Consider the following 23,858-nt stretch of genomic DNA (forward strand, 5'->3'; position numbering starts at 1 on the left):
GTGATGCAATTGCACCTTTTAAGCAAATGTCATGCAACATCTACTCTTATGCGGTATTAGCTATCGTTTCCAATAGTTATCCCCCGCTACCAGGCAGGTTACCTACGCGTTACTCACCCGTTCGCAACTCATCCAGAAGAGCAAGCTCCTCCTTCAGCGTTCTACTTGCATGTATTAGGCACGCCGCCAGCGTTCGTCCTGAGCCAGGATCAAACTCTCATTAAAAGTTTGAGTTCTCACTCATTTCTGTCACTGACAGATTTATTGTTTTTTCATTGTTCAGTACTACAACCTTAGTTGTAGTGCCCTGCACATTGGTTCGTCTTGTTCAGTTTTCAAAGGTCTTTGTCACTCACTTCTCTCAAGTGACAACTATATTAGTATATCACAGTCGCTTTCGCTTGTCAACACTTTTTTTGAAACTTTTTTAAACTTTTTTTCATCAAGTGTTTCAACCGCAACATACCATAGTCCGTACGGGATTCGAACCCGTGTTACCGCCGTGAAAAGGCGGTGTCTTAACCCCTTGACCAACGGACCGGAGTTGTTATTTTCAACTCTTACTATTATACCGACTTTTCAAACTTTGTCAACTACTTTTTTAAATTTTTTTTAAATTTTTTTCGACTTTTTTTAATTTGACTATTTCAGCCCAATATTAAACTCTTTAAACACAATACGTAAGTCTCTTAACACTCTTTGACGCCCTCGGAAGCGTTCATCTCTTAAGACGCGTTCTAACTCTTCTTGTTGCTCCTTATTTTGTTTACTTCTATAATCTCTCAGTGTTTCATGAAAGAGATAATAGTCATCTAACCAGAGACCTCCCTCACTTATACGATGACTTAGCTCACCCACTTCTTCATAAAGCTCTTTATCATATCTTCGTTTTTGACTTTCTTGTTTACGGATATAGTCTAGAATCCGATTCCGAAACTTGGTTTTGAAATATTTCCTTAAACGAGGAATATCTTCTACTAATCCTTCTTCTTTACTAATCAATTCATGTAAGCAAATCATCCCCTCTTGCTCCCAATCCGATAGCTCCCATAAATGAAGGTAATATTCATTTCTACTCTTATATACAATTCCCTGGACTTCTTTATACAATTCTTTAAACATAACGTTCCCCTTTCTAGATACAGTCTAACAAATAAAGAAGCTAGTTGGGTTTATTTCCTCTATTCTGCGCCATTTAGCTCCTCAACTGCACAAAAAAGAGAGGACAAGCCTCTCTCAGGGTTATAATTCTGCGATTTGGTTTAGGTTTACTTCTGCAACTGTGTCATTACCAAACATAGAGATAATCATCTTCACTTTATTGTTATCAATCTCCGTAATCTTACCGGTATAATCTGCAAAAGCTCCATCAATAATACGTACAGTTTGACCAACCTCAACATCGAAATCAAATTCTTGAACAGTTTGTCCCATAGATACCAAAATGTCACGAATTTCTTGTTCCAATAATGGAGTTGGTTTTGATCTATTTCCGTGAGATCCGACGAATCCTGTAACATTTGGTGTATTTCGAACAACAAACCAAGCTTCATCTGTCATGACCATTTCTACAAGAACATAACCTGGAAAGCGATTTTCTTCTACTTCTTTTCTCTTTCCATTTTTTTCAACTTGCACTGTTTGTGTTGGAATTTCAACACGTAGAATATTATCCAACATATTGTAGGTTTGTGCACGTTGTAATAGATTTTCTTTTACCTTATTTTCATAACCAGAATAAGTTTGTAAAACAAACCATCCTTTATCAAAACTATCCATGATATTTCCTTTCATAAATAGAAGATTTCTAGTGTAATTAGCTCCACTAGCCTTCTAAAAAATGTTAATAAATCGAATCAAACCTGAAACAATCAACTGGTCAAAAATGTAAATAATTACTACAAAGAAAGCTGTGTATTCCATGATAGAACGAAAATCTCTCCAGCTTTCCTTGCGAGTTGGCCATGTTGTGTCTTTAAGAAGTCTAAAAATATCTCCAATAAAACGCATCGCTCTCTCCTATCTCGTTTCTCTGTGTGTAGTGTACTTGCCACAATGCTTACAAAATTTATTTACTTCTAGTCGTGTAGGCTTGGGGTTTCCACTAATCTTGATTGAATAGTTTCTCGAACCACAAACCGCACAAGCTAGGCTTGCTTTTTTTAGTGCCATAACGCCTCCATCTTATCTATTATAACAAGAAAGCTAGGCTTTGACAAGCATCTTAGCGAAATAGATTGACTACCGAATCCCATATTGTTTGAGCCTTTTCCTTAATCTTAGCATCCGAGATAGCCCGACTAGCCTCATCTACTAGACTTTGCGCACGTCCTCGAATATCAGACAAATTATCATCTGTCTGGATATTATCATTGGTTTGTACTTGTCTTTTTGTGTTAGCTGGTGCAATTCCGTTTTTCTTATATGCATTTTCAACTGTAAAGGTACTTCCTGGCGTATAAGGTAAAATGGTATTGGCAATGTTTCTAAAGACATGAGCTGCACCATTTGAAGTAGATCCTGCTAGATAGTGATTTTCATCAGTGGTCGGGAAACCAAGCCAGTGACTAATCACTACATCCGGAGTATAGCCAATTACCCACTGGTCACTTGTGTATTCAGGATTAAAAACAGCTTCGGTTGTACCAGTTTTCCCTGCCATGACATAATCTGCAGGCGATGAACTAATACCGGTGCCGTTGGTGAATGTCCCCAACATCATACTGGTCATCTTATCAGCTACAGACTTCTCAATCACTCGTTTTTGTGAATTTTTATGACTCGCAATAACCTGACCACTAGCATTTTCAATTCTACTAATAAAATGAGCTTCCGGCATTAAACCTTCATTGGCAAAGGCAGCATATGCTTGAGCCATTTGAAGAGGATTGGTTTCGACACCGCTTCCCAAAGCGACACCAAGAACACGGTCGACCTTTTCCATGTTGAGTCCAAATTTTTCTCCTGCCTCAAAAGCCTTGTCAACACCTAAATCATTAACAGTAGCAACAGCAGGTAGATTAAGCGATTCTGCCAAGGCTTGATACATGGGAACTTCTCGACTCTTTTTGATTCCTGCATAGTTATCTACCTTATAGTTGTCATACTTCATGGTATGGTTATCCAACTGCTTGTTCAAAGCCCAACCTGCCTCAACTGCTGGCGTATAAACAACTAAAGGCTTAATTGTAGAGCCAGGGCTACGTTTTGATTGAGTTGCATAGTTGAAATTCCGGAATCCAGTTTTATCATTGTCAGCAACTTGACCGACAACTCCACGAACTCCTCCTGTTTTCGGTTCGAGAGCGACACTTCCTGATTGAGCAAATGTTCCATCCTCTTCCCTCGGAAATAGCGCTGTATTTTCATAGACAACCTGCATATTTGCTTGGTAGTTTTGATCCAACTCTGTATAAATGCGGTAGCCATTATTTACGATTTCTTCCTCTGTTAGATTATACTTAGAAACAGCTTCATTAACCACCGCGTCAAAATAAGAAGGGTAGCGGTAATCTGAAATTTTCCCTTCATACTTATCGTGCAATTGCGAATTCATATCAACTTCTGCAGCTTCGATTTCTTGGTTTTTATCAATATATCCTGCTGCAACCATATTTTGCAAGACAGTGTCGCGACGATTAGTCGAATCTTGTACGGAATTCAAAGGATTATACAGTTCCGGCCCTTTGAGCATCCCTGCCAGAGTCGCAGCTTGATCCAGACTCACTTCTGATGCAGAAACTCCAAAGTATTTCTTACTCGCATCTTCTACACCCCACACACCATTTCCAAAATAGGCGTTGTTAAGGTACATGGTTAAAATTTGATCCTTACTATATTTTTTGGTTAATTCTAAGGCCAGGAAAAATTCTTTCGCTTTTCTCTCAACAGTTTGATCCTGCGACAAATAGGCGTTTTTAGCTAGCTGTTGGGTAATAGTAGAACCACCACCCGAACGTCCAGCAGTTACAATAGCCAAGAAGAAACGACCATAATTAATCCCGTCATTTTTATAAAAAGAGCGGTCTTCTGTCGCAATAACGGCATTCTGCAAATTTTTACTGATATCAGTCAATTCAACATAGGTTCCCTTTTGACCAGACAAGGCACCAGCCTCCTTTTCTTCACGGTCAAAAATGATAGTCCGAGTTTTCAAGGCATTTTGCAAATCATTGACATTGGTTGACTTGGCTACAGCAAACAAATAGGTTCCAACTAGCAAGCCTGCACTCAAACCTAGTATAAGGACAATCTTTGTTAGATGATAGCGACGCCAGAATTTTCGAATCGGACCCACTTGGGCTAATTTTTTTCGATCACTGCGAGAACGACGCAAGCTAGTAGATCCAGAATCCTCTGATTCACTTGTTTCTTTTTTAAAAAGAGAAAGAAATTTCTCGAATAATTTATCTAATTTCATGCGTTTATTTTATCATCTTCATCATAGGAAGACAAGAATTTAGCTATTTCCTATCCAAATAGGGCTTTTTTTGTTACAATATCTGTATGAAATTCACATTTACATTGCCAGACTCTCTACCTCAAATGACGGTAAAGCAATTACTTGAGGAACAACTCCTCATCCCTAGAAAAATCCGTCATTTTTTGAGAATCAAGAAACACATTTTGATTAATCAGCGAGAAGTTCATTGGAACGAGACGGTGAATCCTGGAGATGTTTGCCAATTGACTTTTGACGAGGAAGATTATCCCGAAAAAGAAATTCCTTGGGGCAACCCAAACCTCATTCAGGAAGTTTATCAAGATCAACACTTGATTATTGTAAACAAACCCCAGGGGATGAAAACGCATGGTAATCAGCCAAACGAAATCGCCCTTCTTAACCATGTCAGTGCCTATGTCGGCCAAACCTGCTATGTCGTTCATCGTCTGGACATGGAAACCAGTGGCTTAATTCTCTTTGCCAAAAATCCTTTTATCCTACCTATTCTCAATCGCTTATTGGAGAAAAAAGAGATTTCTAGGGAATATTGGGCACAGGTCGACGGACATATCAACAGCAAAGAACTTGTTTTCAAAGACAAAATCGGACGTGATCGCCATGATCGCAGAAAACGAGTAGTTGATACAAAAAATGGCCAACATGCCGAAACGCATGTAAGCAGATTAAAGCAATTCCCAAACAAAACTTCCTTGGTTCGTTGCAAGCTAAAGACAGGTCGAACACATCAAATCCGTGTGCACCTTTCGCATCATAATTTTCCTATTTTAGGCGACCCTCTCTATAATAGCAAATCAAAATCAAGTCGGCTTATGCTTCATGCCTTTCGACTTTCCTTTACCCATCCACTTACATTAGAGAGATTAAGCTTCAATGCCTTTTCAGATACTTTTGAAAAAGAATTAAAAAAGAATGGATGATTGTGTCATCCATTTTTCCATATAAGAAAAGCAAGACCAATAGGCCTTGCTTTTTATCGACTCAAGAATTATTTAGCGATTTTTGCGAAGTATTCAAGAGTACGAACAAGTTGTGCAGTGTATGACATTTCGTTGTCGTACCATGATACAACTTTAACCAATTGTTTACCGTCAACGTCAAGAACTTTAGTTTGAGTTGCGTCAAACAATGAACCGTAAGACATACCTACGATATCTGAAGATACGATTGGATCTTCTGTGTAACCGTATGATTCGTTTGAAGCTGCTTTCATAGCTGCGTTCACTTCATCAACAGTAACGTTCTTTTCAAGAACTGCTACCAATTCAGTAACTGATCCAGTTGGAGTTGGAACGCGTTGTGCAGATCCGTCAAGTTTACCGTTCAATTCTGGGATTACAAGACCGATAGCTTTTGCAGCACCAGTTGAGTTAGGAACGATGTTTGCAGCACCAGCGCGAGCACGGCGAAGGTCACCACCACGGTGTGGTCCGTCAAGAATCATTTGGTCACCAGTGTAAGCGTGGATAGTAGTCATCAATCCTTCAACAACACCAAAGTTGTCTTGAAGAGCTTTAGCCATTGGAGCCAAGCAGTTTGTAGTACATGAAGCACCTGAGATAACTGTTTCAGTACCGTCAAGAACGTCGTGGTTAGTGTTGAATACAACTGTTTTAACGTCGTTTCCACCAGGAGCAGTGATAACAACTTTTTTAGCTCCACCTTTAAGGTGTTTTTCAGCTGCTTCTTTCTTAGCAAAGAAACCAGTAGCTTCAAGAACGATTTCTACACCGTCAGTAGCCCAGTCGATTTGTTCTGGATCACGTTCAGCAGAAACTTTAACGAATTTACCGTTAACTTCGAATCCACCTTCTTTAACTTCAACAGTACCGTCGAAACGACCTTGAGTTGTGTCGTATTTCAACAAGTGTGCAAGCATAACTGGATCTGTAAGGTCGTTGATACGAGTAACTTCAACACCTTCTACGTTTTGGATACGACGGAAAGCAAGACGACCGATACGTCCGAAACCGTTAATACCAACTTTAACTACCATTAGTGATTTCCTCCTTATGAAAATCATGAAATTTTTATTGTGAAAAGAGTAACTTGAATCACTACAAATCACCTTTCAACAAATCTATTATATAACTATTTGAGTTGAATTGCAAGTACGGGCGTTGTTTTTTGTCTATACCCCACTTATTTTTCTTTCTCCTTTGAAAGCCTATACTACTGTCTTTCTTTGTCTACCTAGTCATTTACCGGTTTCCTTTTAAAATGAAAAGTGAAAATAGAAAAGCTAAAAATTTTTTTCAATCTTCCAATTTTACAAAAAAGAGACAGGAAATTCCTGCCTCTAGGCTGATAACAATTATTTACGGCGTCCTGGTCTTTCTTTGTAGCCATAGTAAGCATCTGCCATAATTTCTTCCATGTCAGCTACCATTGGCAAGCGTGGGTTAGCAGGTGAACATTGATCTTCATAAGCAAGCAAGGCAATTTCATGCAAGCTGTCTTTCCAAGCTTTTTCATCAATTCCTTGATCCTTGAAGTTCATCTTGATACCTACTGCAACACCAAGTTCGTAAACAGCTTTAGCATATTCTTCAACTGCTTCTTCTGGAGTTGAGTGAGGTAAGCCAAGCATTTTCGCGATGTCTTGGAATTTCTCATCAGCCTTCCAGTAGTTGTATTTAGGCCAAGTAGTAGTCTTAGATGGACGAGTTCCATTGTAACGGATAACGTATGGAAGCAAGATTGCGTTTGTACGTCCATGGACAGTATGGTGAACCGCACCGATCTTGTGGGCCATTGAGTGGCTCATACCAAGGAAGGCATTAGCAAAGGCCATACCTGCCATTGTAGAAGCATTATGCATTTTTTCACGTGCTTCTGAATCAGCAGTTTTAACAGATTTTTCCAACCATTCAAAGACAAGTTTGATTGATTGAAGGGCGATACCATCTGTGTAGTCGTTAGCGAAGTTTGAAGTGTAGGCTTCAGTCGCATGAGTCAAGACATCCATACCTGTGTCAGCAGTAATGAAATCTGGAACTGATTCAACCAAAGCAGGGTCAACAATCGCAATAGTTGGTGTCAATGAGTAGTCAGCCAATGGATATTTACGGTTGTTTTTCTTATCAGAGATAACAGCAAATGGTGTTACTTCTGAACCTGTACCAGAAGTTGTCGGGATACCGATGTACTTCGCTTTCTTACCAAGTGATGGGAAGCGGAAGGCACGTTTACGGATATCCATGAATTTTTGAACCAAGTCACGGAAGTCGACTTCTGGTTGTTCGTAGAAGAGCCACATAACTTTAGCCGCATCCATTGGTGAACCACCACCCAGAGCGATAATTGTATCTGGTTCAAATGCTCTCATAACCTCAGTACCACGTTCTACAGTTGTGATATCTGGATCTGGTTCAACATCTGAGAAGACTTGGACAGTTACACGGTTGCTACGTGCGTTCAATTGGTCGATAACACGTTGAACGAAACCGAGTTTTTCGATTGATTTGTCCGTAACGATCATAACGCGTTCAATATCTTCACATGTTTGAAGGTATTGGATAGAATTGCGTTCGAAGTAAATTTTTGAAGGAACTTTAAACCATTGCATATTATTTCTACGTTTCCCTACTTTCTTGATGTTTAGGAGGTTAATAGCACTCACGTTATCACCAACTGAATTGCGTCCGTATGAACCACATCCAAGTGTCAATGATGGGATGAAGGCATTGTAAACGTCACCGATACCACCGAAAGTAGATGGAGAGTTCCAGATAATACGCATAGCTTTGATTTCTGTACCAAAGCGTTTAGCAAGCTCTTCGTCTTTTGTATGGATAGCTGCTGAGTGACCAAGTCCGTTAAACTCAACCATTTGACGAGCTTTTGTAAGACCATCTTCTGTATCTTCAGCTTTCAATACAGCGATTACTGGTGACAATTTTTCACGAGTCAGTGGTTCTTTTGGTCCTACTTCCTCACATTCTGCAGCCAAGATGTTTGTTCCTTCTGGAACACTGAATCCTGCTTGTTCTGCAATCCATGCTGCTGGTTTACCAACAATGTTTGCATTTAGTTTAGCACCAGCACAGTTTTTACTGTTTGCTTTCACTCCAAAACAGAATTCTTCAAGAAGTGCTTTTTCTTTTTTGTTTACAAAGTAAGTGTGGTATGATTTGAATTCTTCTACAAAGTCGTCGTACACTTCTTTATCAATGATAACTGCTTGCTCTGATGCACAGACCATCCCATTATCAAATGATTTAGACATAACGATGTCATGAGCAGCTTGACGAAGGTCAGCAGATTTTTCTACATAGGCAGGAACGTTTCCGGCACCTACCCCAAGAGCTGGTTTACCACATGAATATGCCGCTTTAACCATGGCATTACCACCCGTTGCAAGGATAGTAGCAACACCTTCGTGGTTCATAAGCGCTCCAGTTGCTTCCATAGATGGCTCTGTAATCCATTGAACACAGTTTTCAGGCGCTCCAGCTGCGATAGCGGCATCACGAACGATCTGTGCTGCGTGGGCTGATGATTCTTGAGCTGATGGGTGGAAAGCAAACACGATTGGATTACGTGTTTTCAAAGCAATCAATGATTTGAAAATAGCTGTTGAAGTTGGGTTGGTTGTTGGAGTGACACCACAAATTACACCAACAGGTTCAGCAATCTTCGTCAACCCTGTAATTGGATCATCTTCGATAACTCCAACTGTTTTAACTCCACGCATATTGTTCACTACGTGTTCACAGGCAAATAGATTTTTCGTTGCCTTATCTTCAAATACCCCACGACCAGTTTCTTCAACTGCATGTTGTGCCAGTATACCATGCGCGTCAAGTGCTGCAACCGAAGCTTTTGCTACAATATAGTCAACTTGTTCTTGGTTCAACTTGCGCATCTCGTCAAGCGCAACCAAGGCTTTTTTCACGAGACCATCGACATGCTTTTCAGCAGCAAGTTGTTTTTCCTCAGGTGTTACTGTTTTTTTATCAGCCATATTATCCTCCATAGCCTTTAAGGATTTTATCCTTTGTTAATTTTTTCACAAGTTTATTATAACTCTTTTTTTATGTTTTGTAAACAGTTTCATAAACATTTCACAAAGAATTTTTAAATCCTTGTGAATATTTTCTCATTCTCTTTACTTGTCACGTTTTTTCTTTAGAGTTTGTGAAATTTATTTCAAATATTTTTTATTTCACAAGCTTTCTTGGAAGAGGGACTTGTAAAGAAAGGGATTTTCGGGTAAGCGCTTACTTAAACATTCTAACAATACCTCCTTTGATAAGGAGGCCTTATTTTTGTTGAAAAACGCCTTGTTTAAAAGTCCCTTCATAAACGACTTCTTGTTCTGTTGTTAGTTTTCCTTTTCCTTCAGCCTGACCATTTACAAAATCACCTTCGTAGGTCCAGCCTTCTTTAGATTGAAAGGTACCTTTTCCGTTAAAGGCTCCATTATTGAAGCCACCTGTATATTGGTCTCCATTTTGGAAAGTAATGGTACCTTGTCCATTCATTTTACCACGGACAAGAGTGCCATCGTAAACAATCGTTCCATTATCAAGCTTTAGAACACCTTTTCCGGGAATATTTAGAAAAAAGACGAGTACAGCACAGAAAACAATAGCAACTACTGCCAAAAGCTCTAAACGTGGACGAGTCAGATAGACACGATACTTTTCGTAAAAATTCCTAAGATTTTCCATCTTCACTCTCCTTTTCTAAACGTTCTAACCAAGCTTGACAACCCTCTTGAACACGCTGATAAGTTTCCTCAAAATCACCTGTATACCAAGGATCTGGAACACTTTCAGATGCAAATGAGTAAATCTTATCTTGACAATCTGCTGGACACATCTGACGTAAGTCAGAAACATTTGAAGCGTCCATTCCGACAATATAATCAAAGGCTTCAAAATCTTCCTTACTAATCTGAAGCGATGTCTTATTCTTGTCATAAGGAATCTCATACTGTTGAAAAACTCCCTGAGTTCCCTTATGAATCGGATTGCCATGTTCCCAAGAGGAAGTCGCTCGACTTTGGATTTCGTAATTATCTGTCATTGATTTCATAACAAACTCGGCCATAGGGCTGCGGCAAATATTCCCCAGACAGACAAAGACTAATTTTTTCATCCCATTTCCTTTCTTTTATAGAAAAACGGGAGTTCGTGATCCCGTCTTATTTTTTAATTGTACCTTCGAGTGAAGCTGTTTCTTTCAGAGGTAATACTGTCTTGATAGCAGCTAGTTCAAAAGTCAAGTAAACTCCATCGACATCAAGAACAATTGTTTTCTTTTCTGTATCTACTTCATCGACTGTTCCATAAAGCCCACCGATTGTAATAACTTCATAGCCTTTTTGTAATTTATTCAAGCTTTCCATACGCTTTTGTGCTTGTTTCTTTTGAGAGCGTTGCGTAAAGAACATCAAGCCCACCATAGCCACAAGAATGATTAAAAATGTATATTGTGATTCCATTATATTCTCCTTTGTCTTTCACATAGGACTACTATATCAAATTTCAGCTACTTTTACAAGATTGTACCTTGCTTTTCTAGTAAGAAAAAACCAGAGCTTACGCCCTGATTTTTAGAATTATTTCAAGTTTTGAACGACTTTTACAAGATTTTCGACAGTAAAGCCATATTCTGCCAATACTTTTGGTGCTGGGGCAGAGGCTCCGAAGGTATCAATACCGAGAACAGCACCATCGAGACCAACATATTTGTACCAGTTTTGAGTTGCACCCATTTCGACTGCAACACGACGGCGAACTGCATTTGGAAGAATTTCTTCCTTGTATGCTGCATCTTGTTTATCAAAGACATCTGTAGATGGCATGCTGACTACGCGGACTTTTGCGCCTTGACTAGCCAATTCTTTGGCAGCTGAGACAGCAAGATTGACCTCTGAACCTGTCGCAATCAAGATTGTATCAAAGTCTGCTGCATTTTCATATACAACATAAGCACCTTTAGCAACCTTGTCGAAGTCTGTCCCTTCTTCAACAGTCAAGTTTTGACGTGTCAAGACAAGGGCAGTTGGTGTTTTCTCACTTGTCACTGCAAGGTACCAAGCTGCTTGCGTTTCACGCGCATCTGCTGGACGGAAAACATTCAGATTTGGCATAGCACGAAGACCTGCCAAATGTTCCACCGGTTCATGCGTTGGACCGTCTTCTCCAACTGCGATTGAATCGTGGGTAAAGACATAAGTCACAGGAAGTCCTTGTAAGGCTGACAAGCGGACAGCTGCCTTCACATAGTCAGAGAAGACGAAGAAAGTTCCACCGTATACACGAAGTCCACCATGAAGGGCCATCCCGTTCAAGATCGTTCCCATTGCAAATTCACGAACACCAAACTGAATGTTACGGTTCAAGCGATTAGCATCGTCTTGAAGCCCATCCGTTTTGATGTAAGTCATGTTTGAGTGAGCTAGATCAGCTGATCCACCCAAGAAAGTTGGCAATTTAGCAGCTACAACGTTTAAGGCATCTTGGCTTGAATTACGTGTTGCTTGAGAGAAGCCATTTTCTAATGCTGGGAAGTCTGCTGGAGTCACTTCAACTGGATCACGTCCATCAATAATGGCTTCTACTTCTGCAGCCAATTCTGGGTGAGCCTCTTTATAATCAGCAACTAATTTTGTCCAAGCTTCATAAGCTGATGCACCACGGTCTGCAACATGTTCTTTGAAATCAGCATAAACTTGTTCTGGGATTTCAAATGGTTCATAGTCCCAATCAAGTGCTTGGCGAGTTGCTGCAGTTTCATCTGCTCCAAGAGGAGCACCGTGTACGGCATTAGTTCCTTGTTTATTTGGAGAACCGTATCCAATAACAGTCTTCACTTCAATCAAAGATGGTTTGCCTGAAGCTTTTGCTGTTTCGATAGCTGCATGGATTGCTTCCAAGTCTGTTCCGTCTTCAACCAAGGCAGTATGCCAACCATAGGCATTGTAACGGTCACGAACACTTTCTGTAAAGGAATCCTTTGTCTCACCATCCAAGTTAATGTCATTTGAATCATAAAGGACAACCAACTTATCTAGTTTTTGCAAGCCTGCGTATGAAGCCGCCTCACTTGAGACACCTTCCATCAAGTCTCCGTCTCCACAGATAACATAAGTATAGTGGTCAAAGATATTGTAGCCTTCGCGGTTATATTTGGCTGCCAAGAAACGTTCTGCTTGGGCAAAACCAGTGGCAGTTGAAATCCCTTGACCTAGAGGACCTGTGGTAGCATCAATCCCTGCTGTATGGCCAAATTCTGGGTGACCAGGTGTTTTTGAACCCCATTGACGGAAGCTCTTAATCTCATCCATGCTGACATCTTCAAAACCAGAAAGATGAAGAAGGGCATAAAGGAGCATTGAACCATGACCAGCTGAAAGAATAAAGCGGTCACGGTTAATCCAGTTTGGTTGAGCTGGATTGATACGAAGTTGTTTTGTAAAGAGGCTGTAAGCCATCGGAGCCGCTCCCATAACCACACCTGGGTGACCTGAGTTGGCTTTATTAATGGCATCAATACCTAGGAAACGAATTGCATTAACAGATAGATTTGACATAGAATTTCCTTTCTATTTGAGGTGATTATTGAATCACACATTCTATTTTACTATTATATGAAAATTATCCGTATCATGCAACATACGGATAACCTCCAAAGAATATTTTTATATTATAGCAAAGCTTTAAATTGAATGTTAGAGTCTTGTTCAAAACAATCATCAAAACCACGTGGATGATGGTATTCTACTAAGTGTTGATCTTGAGGATAAGTGTACTTACCGCCGACTTCCCAGATAAATGGATGGAAATCGTATTGCAAGCGATCTTTTCTCATTTTCCAAAGTTCTAGAATCTCATTAGTAGAAGCCATGAAGTTAGACCAGATATCATAGTGAACTGGGATAATGACTTTGGTACGCAGATTTTCTGCCATACGAAGAAGGTCGATAGATGTCATTTTATCTTGGATACCTACCGGATTTTCACCATAGTTATTCAAAGCAACATCAATTTTAAAGTCTTTACCATGTTTTGCAAAATAGTTTGAGAAGTGAGAATCTGCACCATGATAGATGGTTCCACCTGGTGTTTCAAAGATATAGTTAACAGCCTTTTGAGCCATTTCTTCATCTGTAACAGCTAAGCCAGCAAGTTCACCACCTGTCTCGTCAGCACCGTTCACTGGGAGAGTTACCAAGCAAGTACGGTCAAATGATTCTACTGCATGAATCTTCATATCTTTTAATTCGATAGTGTCACCTGGTTTAACAACGATGATACGTTCTTTTGGAACACCCCATCCTTCCCAGATTCTTCCACAGTGGTAAGGACCGATAAACTTAACATGCTCTAACTTAGGATTGTTGAGAATTGCTGCAGCTGTGTATGGGTCGATATGATCACTGTGGAAGTGTGAAACTAAGTAATAGTCTAGTTCGTTGATAGCAAATGGATCGATAACCATTGGCTGAACACGCAAGTTTGGTTGCAACTTACGAACACCTGCCATATTTGCCATTTGGTGCCCACGAACCATATCTTTCACTTTTTTCGTTGATTTTCCACGGTTTGACCAAAGGTCCATGACAACGTTAGCACCACCTGGTGTCTTAATCCAAGTACCACAGTTGCCTAGCCACCACATGGCAAAGTTGCCTTCAGGTACGACTTCTTCTTCGATTTCTTCGTTCAACCATGTTCCCCACTCTGGGAAAGTAGCTAAAATCCATGACTCTCTTGTAATTTCTTTGACGTTTGGCATATGTTGCCTCCTTTGGATATAATTGTTATCTTTGAGATTAGTATACCACCCTTCAAAACACTAAAAAAGACCAAGAAAAACACAGGTTTGTGTTCATCATTGGACTGTCCTTTAAATATCTTCCAAAAAAGCTTGAACTACTATTTCTTGATTTATAAGTGTTTGAACCTCTTCTTGAAACTTACTAGCCAGCTTGCTGTCTACAATATAAGACGAAATAAGACTAGAAAGATTTTCACTGAAACTTTTGCTCTCATTACGAAATATATTGTGTTTAAGATAGTCTATCATTTTCAAAATATCTTCTGCTTCAAGGATAGGATTAACCCTTAAAGTCGGAAATCTGCTATCCAAATCATCATTAGTTGTAATCACTACATCAACTTGTGCAATATCTTCCACACTCTTAAATTGTTCTGTTGTAAATACAGTGCCAATTTGCTCATTTGGAAAATAAAGTTTGCATTGTTTCAGCAAAAGTCTCGAAACCGCAACACCTTCATCACAAACGAGATAAACTTTTTTCATATTTTTTTGAGACGATGGTGTATACTTTAAAAATCCTCCAATATGAATCGTCAAATAGGCAATATCATCGTCTGTTAGCCGAATAAACCATGCTCCTTCTAAAATTTCCGCAGATTTTCTAGTGACTAAAAATAATTCTCCATACTTGGATCGAATTTGTTTTGTTAGAGGATTTTTAGAAAAAATACCGTAAGTCTTTCTAAATAACAAGGCTTTACAGTGGATCATCAAATTTCTTAACAAATCATCCTTGTTTTCAATCTCCATTCGGATTTGTGATTCAAAATACCAGATAAATTCCTCTAAAGCAAGTTTCAATTGCCGGAAATCATCACTTTCTGCATGAATATCCAAATCTTTACGATAGGAGAGGAGAAGAACAGCTACAAGAGAAACTTCAAGTTCTGACAAAGAAATTTCAAACTTTTGAAACAACCGTTCTCCTAATTTCTTAGACACCTGATACTCTATTCTTTTTCTTATCAAAGAAAATTCTTTCTCTATATCCTGATGTCTTTCTTGATACTGTTCAACATTATGACAGCTTAACAGCAAATAAGGTAGAACCTGCAACATAAAAGTTACTTCATGATGGTTTATTTTCTTCCCTAAATCTTGTTCAACTAAAGGAACCTGTTCCTTAAAAAATTGGTTCATTTCAACAGAAAGCAAACTCTCATCATCTAACCTCTCTTTCATCTTATCTTCTAAAATAGATACAAAAGTGGCATTCTCTTCCATAAAAATATGATATAGAAGCGATTGAAGATACTGAATTTTATTAAGAGGGTGGGCATGAAGGTGGTATCCCTGTGACTTGCTCACTTGCAAGGTCACCTGATATTGTTCCAAAGTTAGTTGATAACGAATACTATTCAAATCATTGAGAACAGTATTCCTAGATACCTCTGTTAACTCCATCAATTTTTCAATCGTAATACGTTCTTTAGAAATACCTATCCATAGTAACATTATCATCATACGTTCATGCGCACTCATGATATAATCGTACGAATCTACTTCTGATAATAGTTCACAACAAGCATCTCTCTGCTCTTCCGTTAAGTGAATACCAATTCGTGGAATACTAATGATGTGAAGCGTCTCGTCACCCAAAGCAGCATTGATTTTGTCAATGTGATAATAAATTTTCCTTCTTGACTCTTTCAAATCTTTCGAAATCGCCATAATCGTTTTGGACGTTTCTTGATCCATCAAATATTGAAGTAAATCACAACTTGCCTTATCCAGTACCATATTTCATACTCCTCTATCAATCAACTGCCTTGAAAACAACTTTATAATAGTATCACATTCACTAACGCATTTCAATTATCAACAGTAGTCTCTTAATAACGAATACTTACAATTACAAAAGCGAGGCTTGGATCGAAAGGTCCTAGCCTCTTTTCAATTCAATTTCTTATTTCTTTTGACCGTAATAAGCATTTGGTCCATGCTTACGTTGGTAGTGTTTTTCTAGAATGTACTGGGGAGCAGGTTCAACTCTTGGATTGATTTGTTCTGTAAAGCGATTCATCTTTGATACTTCCTCTAGTACGACAGAGTGATAAACAGCATTCTCTGGATTTTTGCCCCAGGTGAATGGACCGTGATTGCGTACAACAATTCCTGGTACTTCAACCGGGTTAAGTCCGCGACATTCAAACTCTTCTACGATAACCAGGCCAGTATCTTTTTCATAGGCCACTTCTACTTCGTCCTTGGTCAAACTACGGGCGCAAGGGATTGAACCGTAGAAATAATCTGCATGGGTTGTTCCGTAGAAAGGAATATCGCGTCCAGCTTGAGCCCAACCAACTGCTTCTGTCGAATGGGTGTGGACCACACTACCAATTTCTGACCAAGCCTTATATAACTGCACATGAGTTGGAAGATCAGAAGATGGTCTTAAATCCCCTTCTAGGACCTTACCATCTAGATCAGTCACTACCATGTTTTCAGGTGTCAATTCGTCATAATCTACGCCTGATGGTTTGATAACAATGACACCTAGTTCGCGATTGACTTCAGATACATTACCCCAGGTAAATTTGACAAGTCCATGTTTCGGTAATGATTGATTGGCATCACAGACTCGTTTACGCATAGCATTGATTACTTGATTCATCTTACATCAAACCTGCTTTCTTAATTAGTGGGTAGAGAAAAGCTTGCGCCTCTTGAATGACTGCGCGTGTTTCTTCTACAGTTTCACAATTTTCAGACCACATTTCGATTAGGAAAGGTCCATTATAATTGGTTTGTTTTAAAATATCGAAAGCTTCTTCCCATTTGACACAACCTTGCCCAAAAGTTACATCTCGGAACTGGCCCTTTGAACTTTCTGTCACTGCATAAGTATCCTTGAGATGGAGAGCTGCGATGGCATGATGCCCAAGATAAAATTCACTGTAGACATCATTATGCCATGCAGATACATTACCAATATCTGGGTATACAAAGAGGTAGGGAGAGTCAATCTCTTTTTCTACAGCCAAGTATTTTTCGATACTATTGATGAAAGAATCATCCATAATTTCAATAGCAAGCACCACCTGAGCCTCTTCAGCCCAGTCACAAGCTTTTCTCAAATTTTTGATAAAACGTTGGCGTGTCTGGGGTGACTTTTCCTCATAATAAACGTCGTAACCAGCTAATTGAATAGTACGAACTCCCAAGTCTTGGGCTAATTCAATACATTTTTTCATGAGTTCTAGAGATTTTTCCTCTAGAACTGGATCATTTGATCCCAATGGGTAGCGACGATGACCTGAAAAACAGATAGAAGGAATACGAACACCAGTTTTATAGATTGCTTTGACAACTTCCAAACGCTCGTCCTTGCTCCAGTCCAGTCTTGCTAAACGCTCGTCACGTTCATCAATAGACATCTCGACAAAATCAAAGCCTAACTCCTTGGCAAAATTTAAACGTTCTAGCCAAGTAAAGTGTGTCGGGGTTGCCTTTTCATAAATTCCAATTGGACGTGCCATGGTTTACCCCCAAATTCGTCTGATTTCATCCTTGAAGGCACGCGCTGCTCCTGCTGGATCTGCAGCCTCTGTAATTCCACGACCTGCGATAAAGGTAAAGACATCAACGCCTTCAAATAGTTTGAGAGTATCTACATCTAGACCACCTGTTACAGACACACGGAAGCCCATGTCGATGAGTTTTTTAACCTTATTAAGGTCTTTTTCACCCCAAGTCTCACCAGCAAGAAGTGCATCACGAGATTGGTGATAAATAGCTTGTGAGATACCAGCATCTAGCCAAAGCTGAGCTTGTTCAAAAGTCCAATCGCCATAAAGTTCAATCTGGATTTCGCCTCGGTCTCCACGTTCAGCCGTGATAGCCTTTAGAGCCGCTTCCATAGTAGGGATAGTTGCACAACAGATACAAGTCATCCAATCGGCACCACGAACGGCATTATTTTTGGCAACTGTTCCACCAGCATCGGCACATTTTGTGTCTGCCACAATAATCTTATCTGGAAAAAGGCTTCGCAAGACTTCAACCAGTTCACTTCCAACTTGTAATAAGCAAACAGTTCCAGCTTCGATAATATCTACTTCCTGACCAACAGAAACAGCTGCTTTAATCGCACCTTGCAAGTCTGAATGATCTAATGCAACTTGTAAATTAGGTATTCTTTTTGTCATCTCTTTATTCCTCTTTCTAACTTTCCAAATCCAATCCCTCGAGATAAGGGCTATCCTTAGATTCTTCAATCATCGCCAAGACATCTTCCTTAGTCTGGCAAACCTGTAAACGTGCGATAGAATTTTCTAATTCAAACAAGGCAATAATCTGTGGAATGGCTACACTTGTGTGAATTTTTGAGCTTGTTGCTGCTAGTGCCAACAAAACTGAAACTTCTTTCCCATCTGAAAATACAACAGGATTTTGTAAGGTGATCAATGAAAAGGCATCTCTTTGCACTCCAGCTTCAGGTCTAGCATGGGGCATAGCCATACCTGGCATTAAGATATAGTATGGGCCATACTCTTCAGTCGATTCAATGATAGCATCGTAATACTCTGGCAAAATTGCTCCACTTTCAATCAAGGGATCTACTGCTACCTTGACTGCTTCTTTCCAGTCTTTAGCTTCTAAACCTAGTCGGATCGAGTCATTGTCAATTAAAGCTTGTTTTAAATTCATATCTGCCTCCTTTATTTAAAGAGGGAGAAGGACAGAAACGATGACTCTCAGTTTCTATCCAGCCCCCTCCAACCTTTTACTGTAGTGCTTGACTGAGTTTTTCAGTGATTTCTTTATCATCCATCAAGTTGTCAAGCCCAATTAACTTCCCATTAGTCCGACCTTCTAATTCTTGGATCAAATGAAGAGAAGCGATTACGATGTCATAACTTGCTGCTAAACCTTTTGCTTCACCGACACTACATGAATTGACTGTAAAATCTGTTTGATTAAGCTTACGGAGGGCATTTTCAACCTTCATCTTGATAACCATAGATGAACCCATTCCATTTCCACACGCTGCTAATACTTTAACCATTTTATTTTCTCCTTTTCTAGAAACTATGCTTCTTCTTGAACTTCACCGTTGTAGTATTTTTCTTTATCTTTTGCTTTGGCAAATTGAAGTTGAGGAATAACAAGCAAGAAGAGACACACAAGTACATAACCAACAATACCAAGGTATTTGAAGATATATCCAAATCCAAGCCATGGGAATTCAAAGTCGATATTTCCATGGTAACCACCGTAAGATGCTAAGTCGAGAAGGGCTACACATAGAGCTCCTAGAGCAACTTGGAGGACGCCTGATATAAAGGATAGGATAACAGCTGCTTTCCATCCGCCACGCTTATCAGCGTAAACTGCAATTGCTGCATTATCAAAGAATACTGGTACAAATCCTGTAATAATAAGGATAGGGTTTTTAAAGACGATGAGCAAGACAATTGTAATCAATTGACCAATCAAACCAAAGGCAAATCCAGACAAGACAGCGTTTGGAGATCCAAATCCATAAGAAGCTGCAACGTCGACCGCTGGGAATGAACCTGGCAATAATTTGTTTGAAATACCTTGGAAGGCGTTTGTCAACTCAGATACGAACATGCGGACACCTTGCATCAAAACGAACAAGTAAACTGAGAAAGTGAAGGCTGTTTGAATAATGTACATAAAGAAATCTTGTTTAGCAGGATTGAATAACGTTCCTGAAGTGATGACTTCTTTATTAGACATAATGTCTGGACCCAAGATTAAAAGAATGGCTCCGAAGAATACGAGCATCAAGGTAGCAGATGCAACAACTGTATCGTGGAAGATTGAGAGGAACTTAGGTAATTTAAGATTATCTAAACTTTCTTCTTTCTTACCAAAGCGTCCTGCTACTTTATCTACAAACCAGATTGCAAATTGCTGTTGGTGGCCAATCGCAAATCCGCCACCACCAGTCAAGCGTTGAGTTGCCTCAACAGTCATATTTGAACTAACTGCCCAGTAAAGTCCACAGATGGTACCAATCGCTGCTGTACCGTAAGCATTGCGCAATTGTGGTACTAAGAATAGAACCATAAGAGATACTGTTGCAGCTTGTTGTACCATGATGTGCCCAGTAATAAAGAGGGTTCTTACCTTCGTAATCTTGCGAAGAGCTACAAGCAAGATATTTATTCCAAAACCAATCAATAGAGCTGTAGTTGCAGTCCCGACAAAATCTGGAAACTCTGCTGCAATTTTGTTGTTTGCTGCAGCCAGTCCAAAGTAAGGGTCAATAACAGCTGCACCAATTTGGAATTTGTAGTTAAGGGCTGCTAAGATCGGACGGAAGGTTGTAACCAAACCACCCGCACCCACGTTGAGCAACATATACCCTACTGTTGCTTTAACAAACCCTGAGAAAACGTCGTGGGCAGGTTTTTTCAAAAGTGCGTATCCTATCAACACCAATAAACCTACGAAAAATGCGGGATTCTGCAAAATATTGCTAGAAAACCAATTTAGAACACTTGAAATAACTTCCATAATTGTTCTCCTTTTGAATTGTTTTTGTAGGTTTATTATATACTTTGAAAGCGTAAACAAAAAGACCAAGAATTACACAGCGGACTGTTCACTCTTGGACTGTATGATTTATGATATTTTAATGATTAGCTTAGTTTCTCGTAGCTAGATAAAATGGAAGAATTTTATCATAAGATTTCAATAAATTTTCCACGAAATCTTCTTCAGATGAATTTTCTGTCACAGAAACATCTGCTTTAACTAACACTTTTCGAACTTCCTGACTTCTCAACTTCTCACGTAAAGTACGACGATTTTCTTCGTTCGACTCCCATCTTTGACTTTGATCATCAGAGTAGACTAGATAATAAATCCCTTCTACAACTGGAACTTCTAATACCTTGGTTTGTTTCTCCAAAGTTTGCTCATCTTTCTTGCGCTCGATGAAACTGACTTCCAAAGAAATTCCAAAGTCAGTAGATGTCCCATACAAACGCAAGGCTATCATAGGCTCTGTCACTTTCCCCTCACGCTGTAGATAAGCCCAGAAGTGTGGTCGCAAGCGCTGAGCCTGATTCATCCACTGGCTAGTCTGTTGGAGTTGCCATTCTGGATGTCTTGCTTGAAAGGCTTTAGCCAGTTCTGTAAAAGCCTTTCGAGCCTCTTGGCCTTTGTAACGCAATTCCAGCATCTTCTCTCGCTCTTCTCCCGCTTTATCTGGATTACGATACTGGATCCCTGCAAAGTCTAGATAGTCTCTTATTTTATTCAACATTAATTTAATCTCCTCTAGCTAGCAAAAAATCAGGTCAACCCTGATTTTACTTATTCTGTATCTACAACGACATAGCGATTTGGCTCATCACCCTCAGAGTAACTGGTTACGCCATTCATACGTGAAATAATACGATGGATAATCTTACGTTCGCTATTCGACATTGGATCTGTTTGATGACTACGTCCTTCTTCTAAAACACGAGTCGCCAATTTTTGCGCATAGGTCTGCAAGACTTCTGCACGGTGTTCGACATAATCATTGACATTAATAGTAATGTAGAAGGTTCTTGAATAGCGGTTGTAAAGATAATTTTGAGCCAACAGTTGCAAGGCCTTCAAAACTTTACCATGGTAGCCAATAATACGACCTGGTTCGTTGGTGTCAATTTGCAAATTGATACTACGACGGTTATAATCATTTGAAAGTGTAGCTTCAACATCCATGTCATCAATAATTGTTTGAACATAAGTCGTTACTTCCGTAGCTACTTGTTCAATATCAAAACTCGGTTCAACCTTCAAGCCCAAGTCTTCTAGTTCTTGACTTTCAGTTTGCTCGGCTTGGTTTTCAATAATAGGAGTTTCTACTTCTTCGAGAGCAGTTTCTTCAAGTTGTAATTCATTTAAAATCTCAATGTGACCAGTTTCTTCTAAGATAGTGCTGGCATGTCTTTCATGTTTTAAGATTTCAGCCTTGACTTCATCAGAAATACCTTGGCCTCCCTCTTCAATCTTTTTAATTGCTTCTACAACATGCCCCAAATCAACCGTTGCTTCACTGACTGTTTTAACAGGCTCATTCAAATCATTAATTTGCTTCGGAACTCCCTTTACAGCTTGTTGGTTTGCTTTTACAACTGTCGTTTCACTAATAGTATCGATATCCACTTGGGCTGGTTTTTTACCAAATAAACCAAGAAATCCTTTTTTCTCACGAGAAATGACTTTGATATGAGCCTTCATTCTTGGAATATCTAATTCTTTCAATCCTTTCTGGATTGCTTCTTCAACAGTTGAACCTGTAAATACTACCATTACCAGATTCCTCCTTATTATTTCGTTTTCTGAGCCTTTTTCTTGGCTTTTCTTTTTCTATTTTCCAAATCTTTCTGTGCCTGTACTACGGCCTCGCGCTCTGCGATAATCTTGAATGGATTGTTCAAGAAATAGGTTTGCAAGACTTGATAAGCATTGGACACTGCCCAGTAGAGAGCAACTCCGCTCGGAGCATAAACCCCAAAGATAAAAATCAAGACTGGAATCCCGTACATCATCGCAGTCGTAGCTCCATTACGCTCAGACAAGGCTTTATTAGACAACCAAGTACTTAAAAAGGTGAATACTGCTGCTAAAATCGGAAGAACAAGGGTTGTATCCACATCACCAAGGTTAATCCATAAGAAATGACCTGTCTTCAAAAAGTCAACTCTTGATAGGGCTTGGAACAAGGCCAAAATAACCGGCATCTGAATCAAAATCGGCCAAAGAGAATCTGACTGTCTGACACCCATTTCTTTAAAGACTTTACGCATTTCTTGCTCTAGCTTGGTTCTGCTTTCCATATCTCGACCCGGATATTGTTCTCGAAGCGCCTTAATACGTGGTTGAGCTTCCTGCATTTTTCTGGAAGCCACCATTTGCACTTGAAAGACTGGCAAGAGGACTGTACGAATCAAGACCGTAAAGAGAATAATCCCCACTCCGATACTGATATCAAACGATAAAAAGCGAATTATTTCCGCAAAGAAGTAAACAAATTTACTCCAAAAATCAGCCGAATTGGCTGTAATATCGCTAGTTGTCCCATTTGTTGCACAGGCTGTCATGATCAATAGGGACAGTCCTAGCAAACTAGTCAACTGTAGTTTCTTTTTCACTCCCATTTCCTTCCTGGTAAATCTTTGATAATTTTAATACGTGGAGTAGATTTTTCTCCATCTCTGCATATCCCAAGGTTTCAACCCCTTTTCGAGCAATGACAACAAAATCGACATCTTCTACCAGACTCCCTTTTGCATTCTGGATAATATGTCGGATTCGTCGCTTGATTTGATTTCTAGTAACGGCATTCCCCAGCTTTTTGCTAACTGATAGGCCTACTCGAAAATGGTTTTTCTGGTTTTCTAACTGGTAGACAACAAATTTGCGATTAGCAAAACTTGTCCCCTCCTTGAAAATCGCCTTAAAATCTTTCTCTCTTTTTACACGAAAGTTTTTCTTCAAAACTCAACTCCATCTATTAAATTACTACTATTATACCATATTTTTCAAAAAAGCCAATCATAGCAAGGTTTTGGACATTTCCATCAGAAAAAGAAGCTGGAAAAATCTCTTTCCCAACTCCTTGTACGGAATA

The 23,858-nt window shown here is 39.5% G+C and carries 24 protein-coding genes, 1 tRNA gene and 1 rRNA gene; 1 reads left to right on the forward strand and 25 read right to left on the reverse strand.

Annotation, left to right across the window (positions count from 1 at the left end; all coding sequences use genetic code 11):
- The 7 genes from HT718_RS05675 to pbp2a form a co-directional block, all read right to left on the reverse strand.
- A 16S ribosomal RNA gene (locus HT718_RS05675) occupies positions 1-225 on the reverse strand; the annotation flags it as partial.
- A 243-nt stretch (positions 226-468) separates the two neighbouring features.
- Positions 469-540 (reverse strand) — tRNA-Glu (locus HT718_RS05680).
- A gap of 102 nt (positions 541-642) precedes the next feature.
- Positions 643-1,122: a sigma-70 family RNA polymerase sigma factor gene (locus tag HT718_RS05685; RefSeq protein WP_173267799.1), complete on the reverse strand. Its 480-nt coding sequence runs from the start codon at positions 1,120-1,122 to the stop codon at positions 643-645.
- Positions 1,123-1,242: 120 nt separating this feature from the next.
- Positions 1,243-1,779 carry a transcription termination/antitermination protein NusG gene (nusG, locus tag HT718_RS05690; RefSeq protein WP_000376739.1) on the reverse strand — a complete coding sequence of 179 codons (537 nt, stop codon included), beginning with the start codon at positions 1,777-1,779 and terminating at the stop codon, positions 1,243-1,245.
- A gap of 54 nt (positions 1,780-1,833) precedes the next feature.
- On the reverse strand, positions 1,834-2,010 hold the full coding sequence (secE, locus tag HT718_RS05695; protein ID WP_001210991.1) for a preprotein translocase subunit SecE: 177 nt from the start codon (positions 2,008-2,010) through the stop codon (positions 1,834-1,836).
- A 9-nt stretch (positions 2,011-2,019) separates the two neighbouring features.
- On the reverse strand, positions 2,020-2,172 hold the full coding sequence (gene rpmG, locus HT718_RS05700) for a 50S ribosomal protein L33 (protein WP_001809375.1): 153 nt from the start codon (positions 2,170-2,172) through the stop codon (positions 2,020-2,022).
- A 52-nt stretch (positions 2,173-2,224) separates the two neighbouring features.
- Positions 2,225-4,420 (reverse strand): penicillin-binding protein PBP2A, encoded by a 2,196-nt coding sequence (gene pbp2a / locus HT718_RS05705; RefSeq protein WP_173267801.1) that lies wholly within the window; start codon positions 4,418-4,420, stop codon positions 2,225-2,227.
- Between the two features lie 86 nt (positions 4,421-4,506).
- On the opposite strand from pbp2a, the gene HT718_RS05710 reads away from it, so the two are divergent.
- A complete protein-coding gene (locus HT718_RS05710) occupies positions 4,507-5,382 on the forward strand; it encodes an RluA family pseudouridine synthase (protein WP_345890261.1) in 876 nt (291 codons plus the stop codon).
- A 68-nt stretch (positions 5,383-5,450) separates the two neighbouring features.
- Here HT718_RS05710 and gap read toward each other — a convergent pair whose 3' ends face one another.
- From gap to rnpA, 18 genes are all read right to left on the reverse strand, one after another.
- A complete protein-coding gene (gene gap / locus HT718_RS05715; RefSeq protein ID WP_000260685.1) occupies positions 5,451-6,458 on the reverse strand; it encodes a type I glyceraldehyde-3-phosphate dehydrogenase in 1,008 nt (335 codons plus the stop codon).
- A gap of 318 nt (positions 6,459-6,776) precedes the next feature.
- A complete protein-coding gene (adhE, locus tag HT718_RS05720) occupies positions 6,777-9,428 on the reverse strand; it encodes a bifunctional acetaldehyde-CoA/alcohol dehydrogenase (RefSeq protein WP_173267803.1) in 2,652 nt (883 codons plus the stop codon).
- A gap of 298 nt (positions 9,429-9,726) precedes the next feature.
- The gene (locus tag HT718_RS05725) at positions 9,727-10,137 is read right to left on the reverse strand and encodes an MORN repeat-containing protein (protein WP_173267805.1); all 411 of its coding nucleotides are present in this window, start codon (positions 10,135-10,137) and stop codon (positions 9,727-9,729) included.
- Positions 10,124-10,567, reverse strand: a complete 444-nt coding sequence (locus HT718_RS05730; protein WP_173267807.1) for a low molecular weight protein-tyrosine-phosphatase — start codon at positions 10,565-10,567, stop codon at positions 10,124-10,126. Before HT718_RS05730 ends, HT718_RS05725 begins: the two co-directional genes overlap by 14 nt.
- A 46-nt stretch (positions 10,568-10,613) precedes the next feature.
- Positions 10,614-10,913, reverse strand: coding sequence for a preprotein translocase subunit YajC (gene yajC / locus HT718_RS05735; RefSeq protein WP_173267809.1), 300 nt, complete (start codon positions 10,911-10,913; stop codon positions 10,614-10,616).
- Between the two features lie 117 nt (positions 10,914-11,030).
- A complete protein-coding gene (gene tkt, locus HT718_RS05740) occupies positions 11,031-13,007 on the reverse strand; it encodes a transketolase (protein WP_173267811.1) in 1,977 nt (658 codons plus the stop codon).
- Between the two features lie 113 nt (positions 13,008-13,120).
- Positions 13,121-14,212 (reverse strand): L-ascorbate 6-phosphate lactonase, encoded by a 1,092-nt coding sequence (gene ulaG / locus HT718_RS05745; RefSeq protein ID WP_001134226.1) that lies wholly within the window; start codon positions 14,210-14,212, stop codon positions 13,121-13,123.
- Between the two features lie 111 nt (positions 14,213-14,323).
- Entirely contained in the window at positions 14,324-15,997 is a 1,674-nt protein-coding gene (locus HT718_RS05750; protein WP_173267814.1) for a transcription antiterminator, read from the reverse strand.
- A gap of 166 nt (positions 15,998-16,163) precedes the next feature.
- Positions 16,164-16,871, reverse strand: coding sequence for an L-ribulose-5-phosphate 4-epimerase (locus HT718_RS05755; RefSeq protein WP_173267816.1), 708 nt, complete (start codon positions 16,869-16,871; stop codon positions 16,164-16,166).
- 1 nt (position 16,872) lies between these two features.
- Positions 16,873-17,736, reverse strand: a complete 864-nt coding sequence (locus tag HT718_RS05760; protein ID WP_173267817.1) for an L-ribulose-5-phosphate 3-epimerase — start codon at positions 17,734-17,736, stop codon at positions 16,873-16,875.
- A gap of 3 nt (positions 17,737-17,739) precedes the next feature.
- Positions 17,740-18,405, reverse strand: a complete 666-nt coding sequence (locus HT718_RS05765; protein WP_049550772.1) for a 3-keto-L-gulonate-6-phosphate decarboxylase UlaD — start codon at positions 18,403-18,405, stop codon at positions 17,740-17,742.
- Positions 18,406-18,421: 16 nt separating this feature from the next.
- Entirely contained in the window at positions 18,422-18,907 is a 486-nt protein-coding gene (locus HT718_RS05770) for a PTS sugar transporter subunit IIA (RefSeq protein ID WP_173267818.1), read from the reverse strand.
- 76 nt (positions 18,908-18,983) lie between these two features.
- Positions 18,984-19,265, reverse strand: coding sequence for a PTS sugar transporter subunit IIB (locus tag HT718_RS05775; RefSeq protein ID WP_173267819.1), 282 nt, complete (start codon positions 19,263-19,265; stop codon positions 18,984-18,986).
- Between the two features lie 23 nt (positions 19,266-19,288).
- The gene (locus tag HT718_RS05780) at positions 19,289-20,746 is read right to left on the reverse strand and encodes a PTS ascorbate transporter subunit IIC (protein ID WP_173267820.1); all 1,458 of its coding nucleotides are present in this window, start codon (positions 20,744-20,746) and stop codon (positions 19,289-19,291) included.
- A 130-nt stretch (positions 20,747-20,876) separates the two neighbouring features.
- Positions 20,877-21,500 carry a ribonuclease P gene (locus HT718_RS05785; protein WP_173267821.1) on the reverse strand — a complete coding sequence of 208 codons (624 nt, stop codon included), beginning with the start codon at positions 21,498-21,500 and terminating at the stop codon, positions 20,877-20,879.
- Positions 21,501-21,550: 50 nt separating this feature from the next.
- Positions 21,551-22,537: an RNA-binding cell elongation regulator Jag/EloR gene (gene jag, locus HT718_RS05790; protein ID WP_173267822.1), complete on the reverse strand. Its 987-nt coding sequence runs from the start codon at positions 22,535-22,537 to the stop codon at positions 21,551-21,553.
- A gap of 17 nt (positions 22,538-22,554) precedes the next feature.
- A complete protein-coding gene (locus HT718_RS05795) occupies positions 22,555-23,379 on the reverse strand; it encodes a membrane protein insertase YidC (protein ID WP_345890262.1) in 825 nt (274 codons plus the stop codon).
- Positions 23,354-23,725, reverse strand: a complete 372-nt coding sequence (gene rnpA, locus HT718_RS05800) for a ribonuclease P protein component (protein WP_000739245.1) — start codon at positions 23,723-23,725, stop codon at positions 23,354-23,356. The genes HT718_RS05795 and rnpA overlap by 26 nt, the downstream gene beginning before the upstream one ends.
- Positions 23,726-23,858: the final 133 nt, after the last annotated feature.

This window comes from Streptococcus sp. 714, assembly GCF_013277115.1.
Taxonomy (GTDB): Bacteria; Bacillota; Bacilli; order Lactobacillales; family Streptococcaceae; genus Streptococcus.

Bases quoted from the DNA above. Each gene is read 5' to 3' on its own strand.
- gap (WP_000260685.1), bottom strand. From the start codon at position 6,458: ATGGTAGTTAAAGTTGGTATTAACGGTTTCGGACGTATCGGTCGTCTT.
- HT718_RS05770 (WP_173267818.1), bottom strand. From the start codon at position 18,907: ATGAATTTAAAACAAGCTTTAATTGACAATGACTCGATCCGACTAGGT.
- nusG (WP_000376739.1), bottom strand. From the start codon at position 1,779: ATGGATAGTTTTGATAAAGGATGGTTTGTTTTACAAACTTATTCTGGT.
- adhE (WP_173267803.1), bottom strand. From the start codon at position 9,428: ATGGCTGATAAAAAAACAGTAACACCTGAGGAAAAACAACTTGCTGCT.
- HT718_RS05775 (WP_173267819.1), bottom strand. From the start codon at position 19,265: ATGGTTAAAGTATTAGCAGCGTGTGGAAATGGAATGGGTTCATCTATG.
- HT718_RS05750 (WP_173267814.1), bottom strand. From the start codon at position 15,997: ATGGTACTGGATAAGGCAAGTTGTGATTTACTTCAATATTTGATGGAT.
- HT718_RS05760 (WP_173267817.1), bottom strand. From the start codon at position 17,736: ATGGCACGTCCAATTGGAATTTATGAAAAGGCAACCCCGACACACTTT.
- HT718_RS05780 (WP_173267820.1), bottom strand. From the start codon at position 20,746: ATGGAAGTTATTTCAAGTGTTCTAAATTGGTTTTCTAGCAATATTTTG.
- HT718_RS05725 (WP_173267805.1), bottom strand. From the start codon at position 10,137: ATGGAAAATCTTAGGAATTTTTACGAAAAGTATCGTGTCTATCTGACT.
- HT718_RS05730 (WP_173267807.1), bottom strand. From the start codon at position 10,567: ATGAAAAAATTAGTCTTTGTCTGTCTGGGGAATATTTGCCGCAGCCCT.
- HT718_RS05710 (WP_345890261.1), top strand. From the start codon at position 4,507: ATGAAATTCACATTTACATTGCCAGACTCTCTACCTCAAATGACGGTA.
- HT718_RS05755 (WP_173267816.1), bottom strand. From the start codon at position 16,871: ATGAATCAAGTAATCAATGCTATGCGTAAACGAGTCTGTGATGCCAAT.
- HT718_RS05765 (WP_049550772.1), bottom strand. From the start codon at position 18,405: ATGACAAAAAGAATACCTAATTTACAAGTTGCATTAGATCATTCAGAC.
- rpmG (WP_001809375.1), bottom strand. From the start codon at position 2,172: ATGGCACTAAAAAAAGCAAGCCTAGCTTGTGCGGTTTGTGGTTCGAGA.
- yajC (WP_173267809.1), bottom strand. From the start codon at position 10,913: ATGGAATCACAATATACATTTTTAATCATTCTTGTGGCTATGGTGGGC.
- HT718_RS05785 (WP_173267821.1), bottom strand. From the start codon at position 21,500: ATGTTGAATAAAATAAGAGACTATCTAGACTTTGCAGGGATCCAGTAT.
- secE (WP_001210991.1), bottom strand. From the start codon at position 2,010: ATGCGTTTTATTGGAGATATTTTTAGACTTCTTAAAGACACAACATGG.
- ulaG (WP_001134226.1), bottom strand. From the start codon at position 14,212: ATGCCAAACGTCAAAGAAATTACAAGAGAGTCATGGATTTTAGCTACT.
- jag (WP_173267822.1), bottom strand. From the start codon at position 22,537: ATGGTAGTATTTACAGGTTCAACTGTTGAAGAAGCAATCCAGAAAGGA.
- HT718_RS05685 (WP_173267799.1), bottom strand. From the start codon at position 1,122: ATGTTTAAAGAATTGTATAAAGAAGTCCAGGGAATTGTATATAAGAGT.
- pbp2a (WP_173267801.1), bottom strand. From the start codon at position 4,420: ATGAAATTAGATAAATTATTCGAGAAATTTCTTTCTCTTTTTAAAAAA.
- tkt (WP_173267811.1), bottom strand. From the start codon at position 13,007: ATGTCAAATCTATCTGTTAATGCAATTCGTTTCCTAGGTATTGATGCC.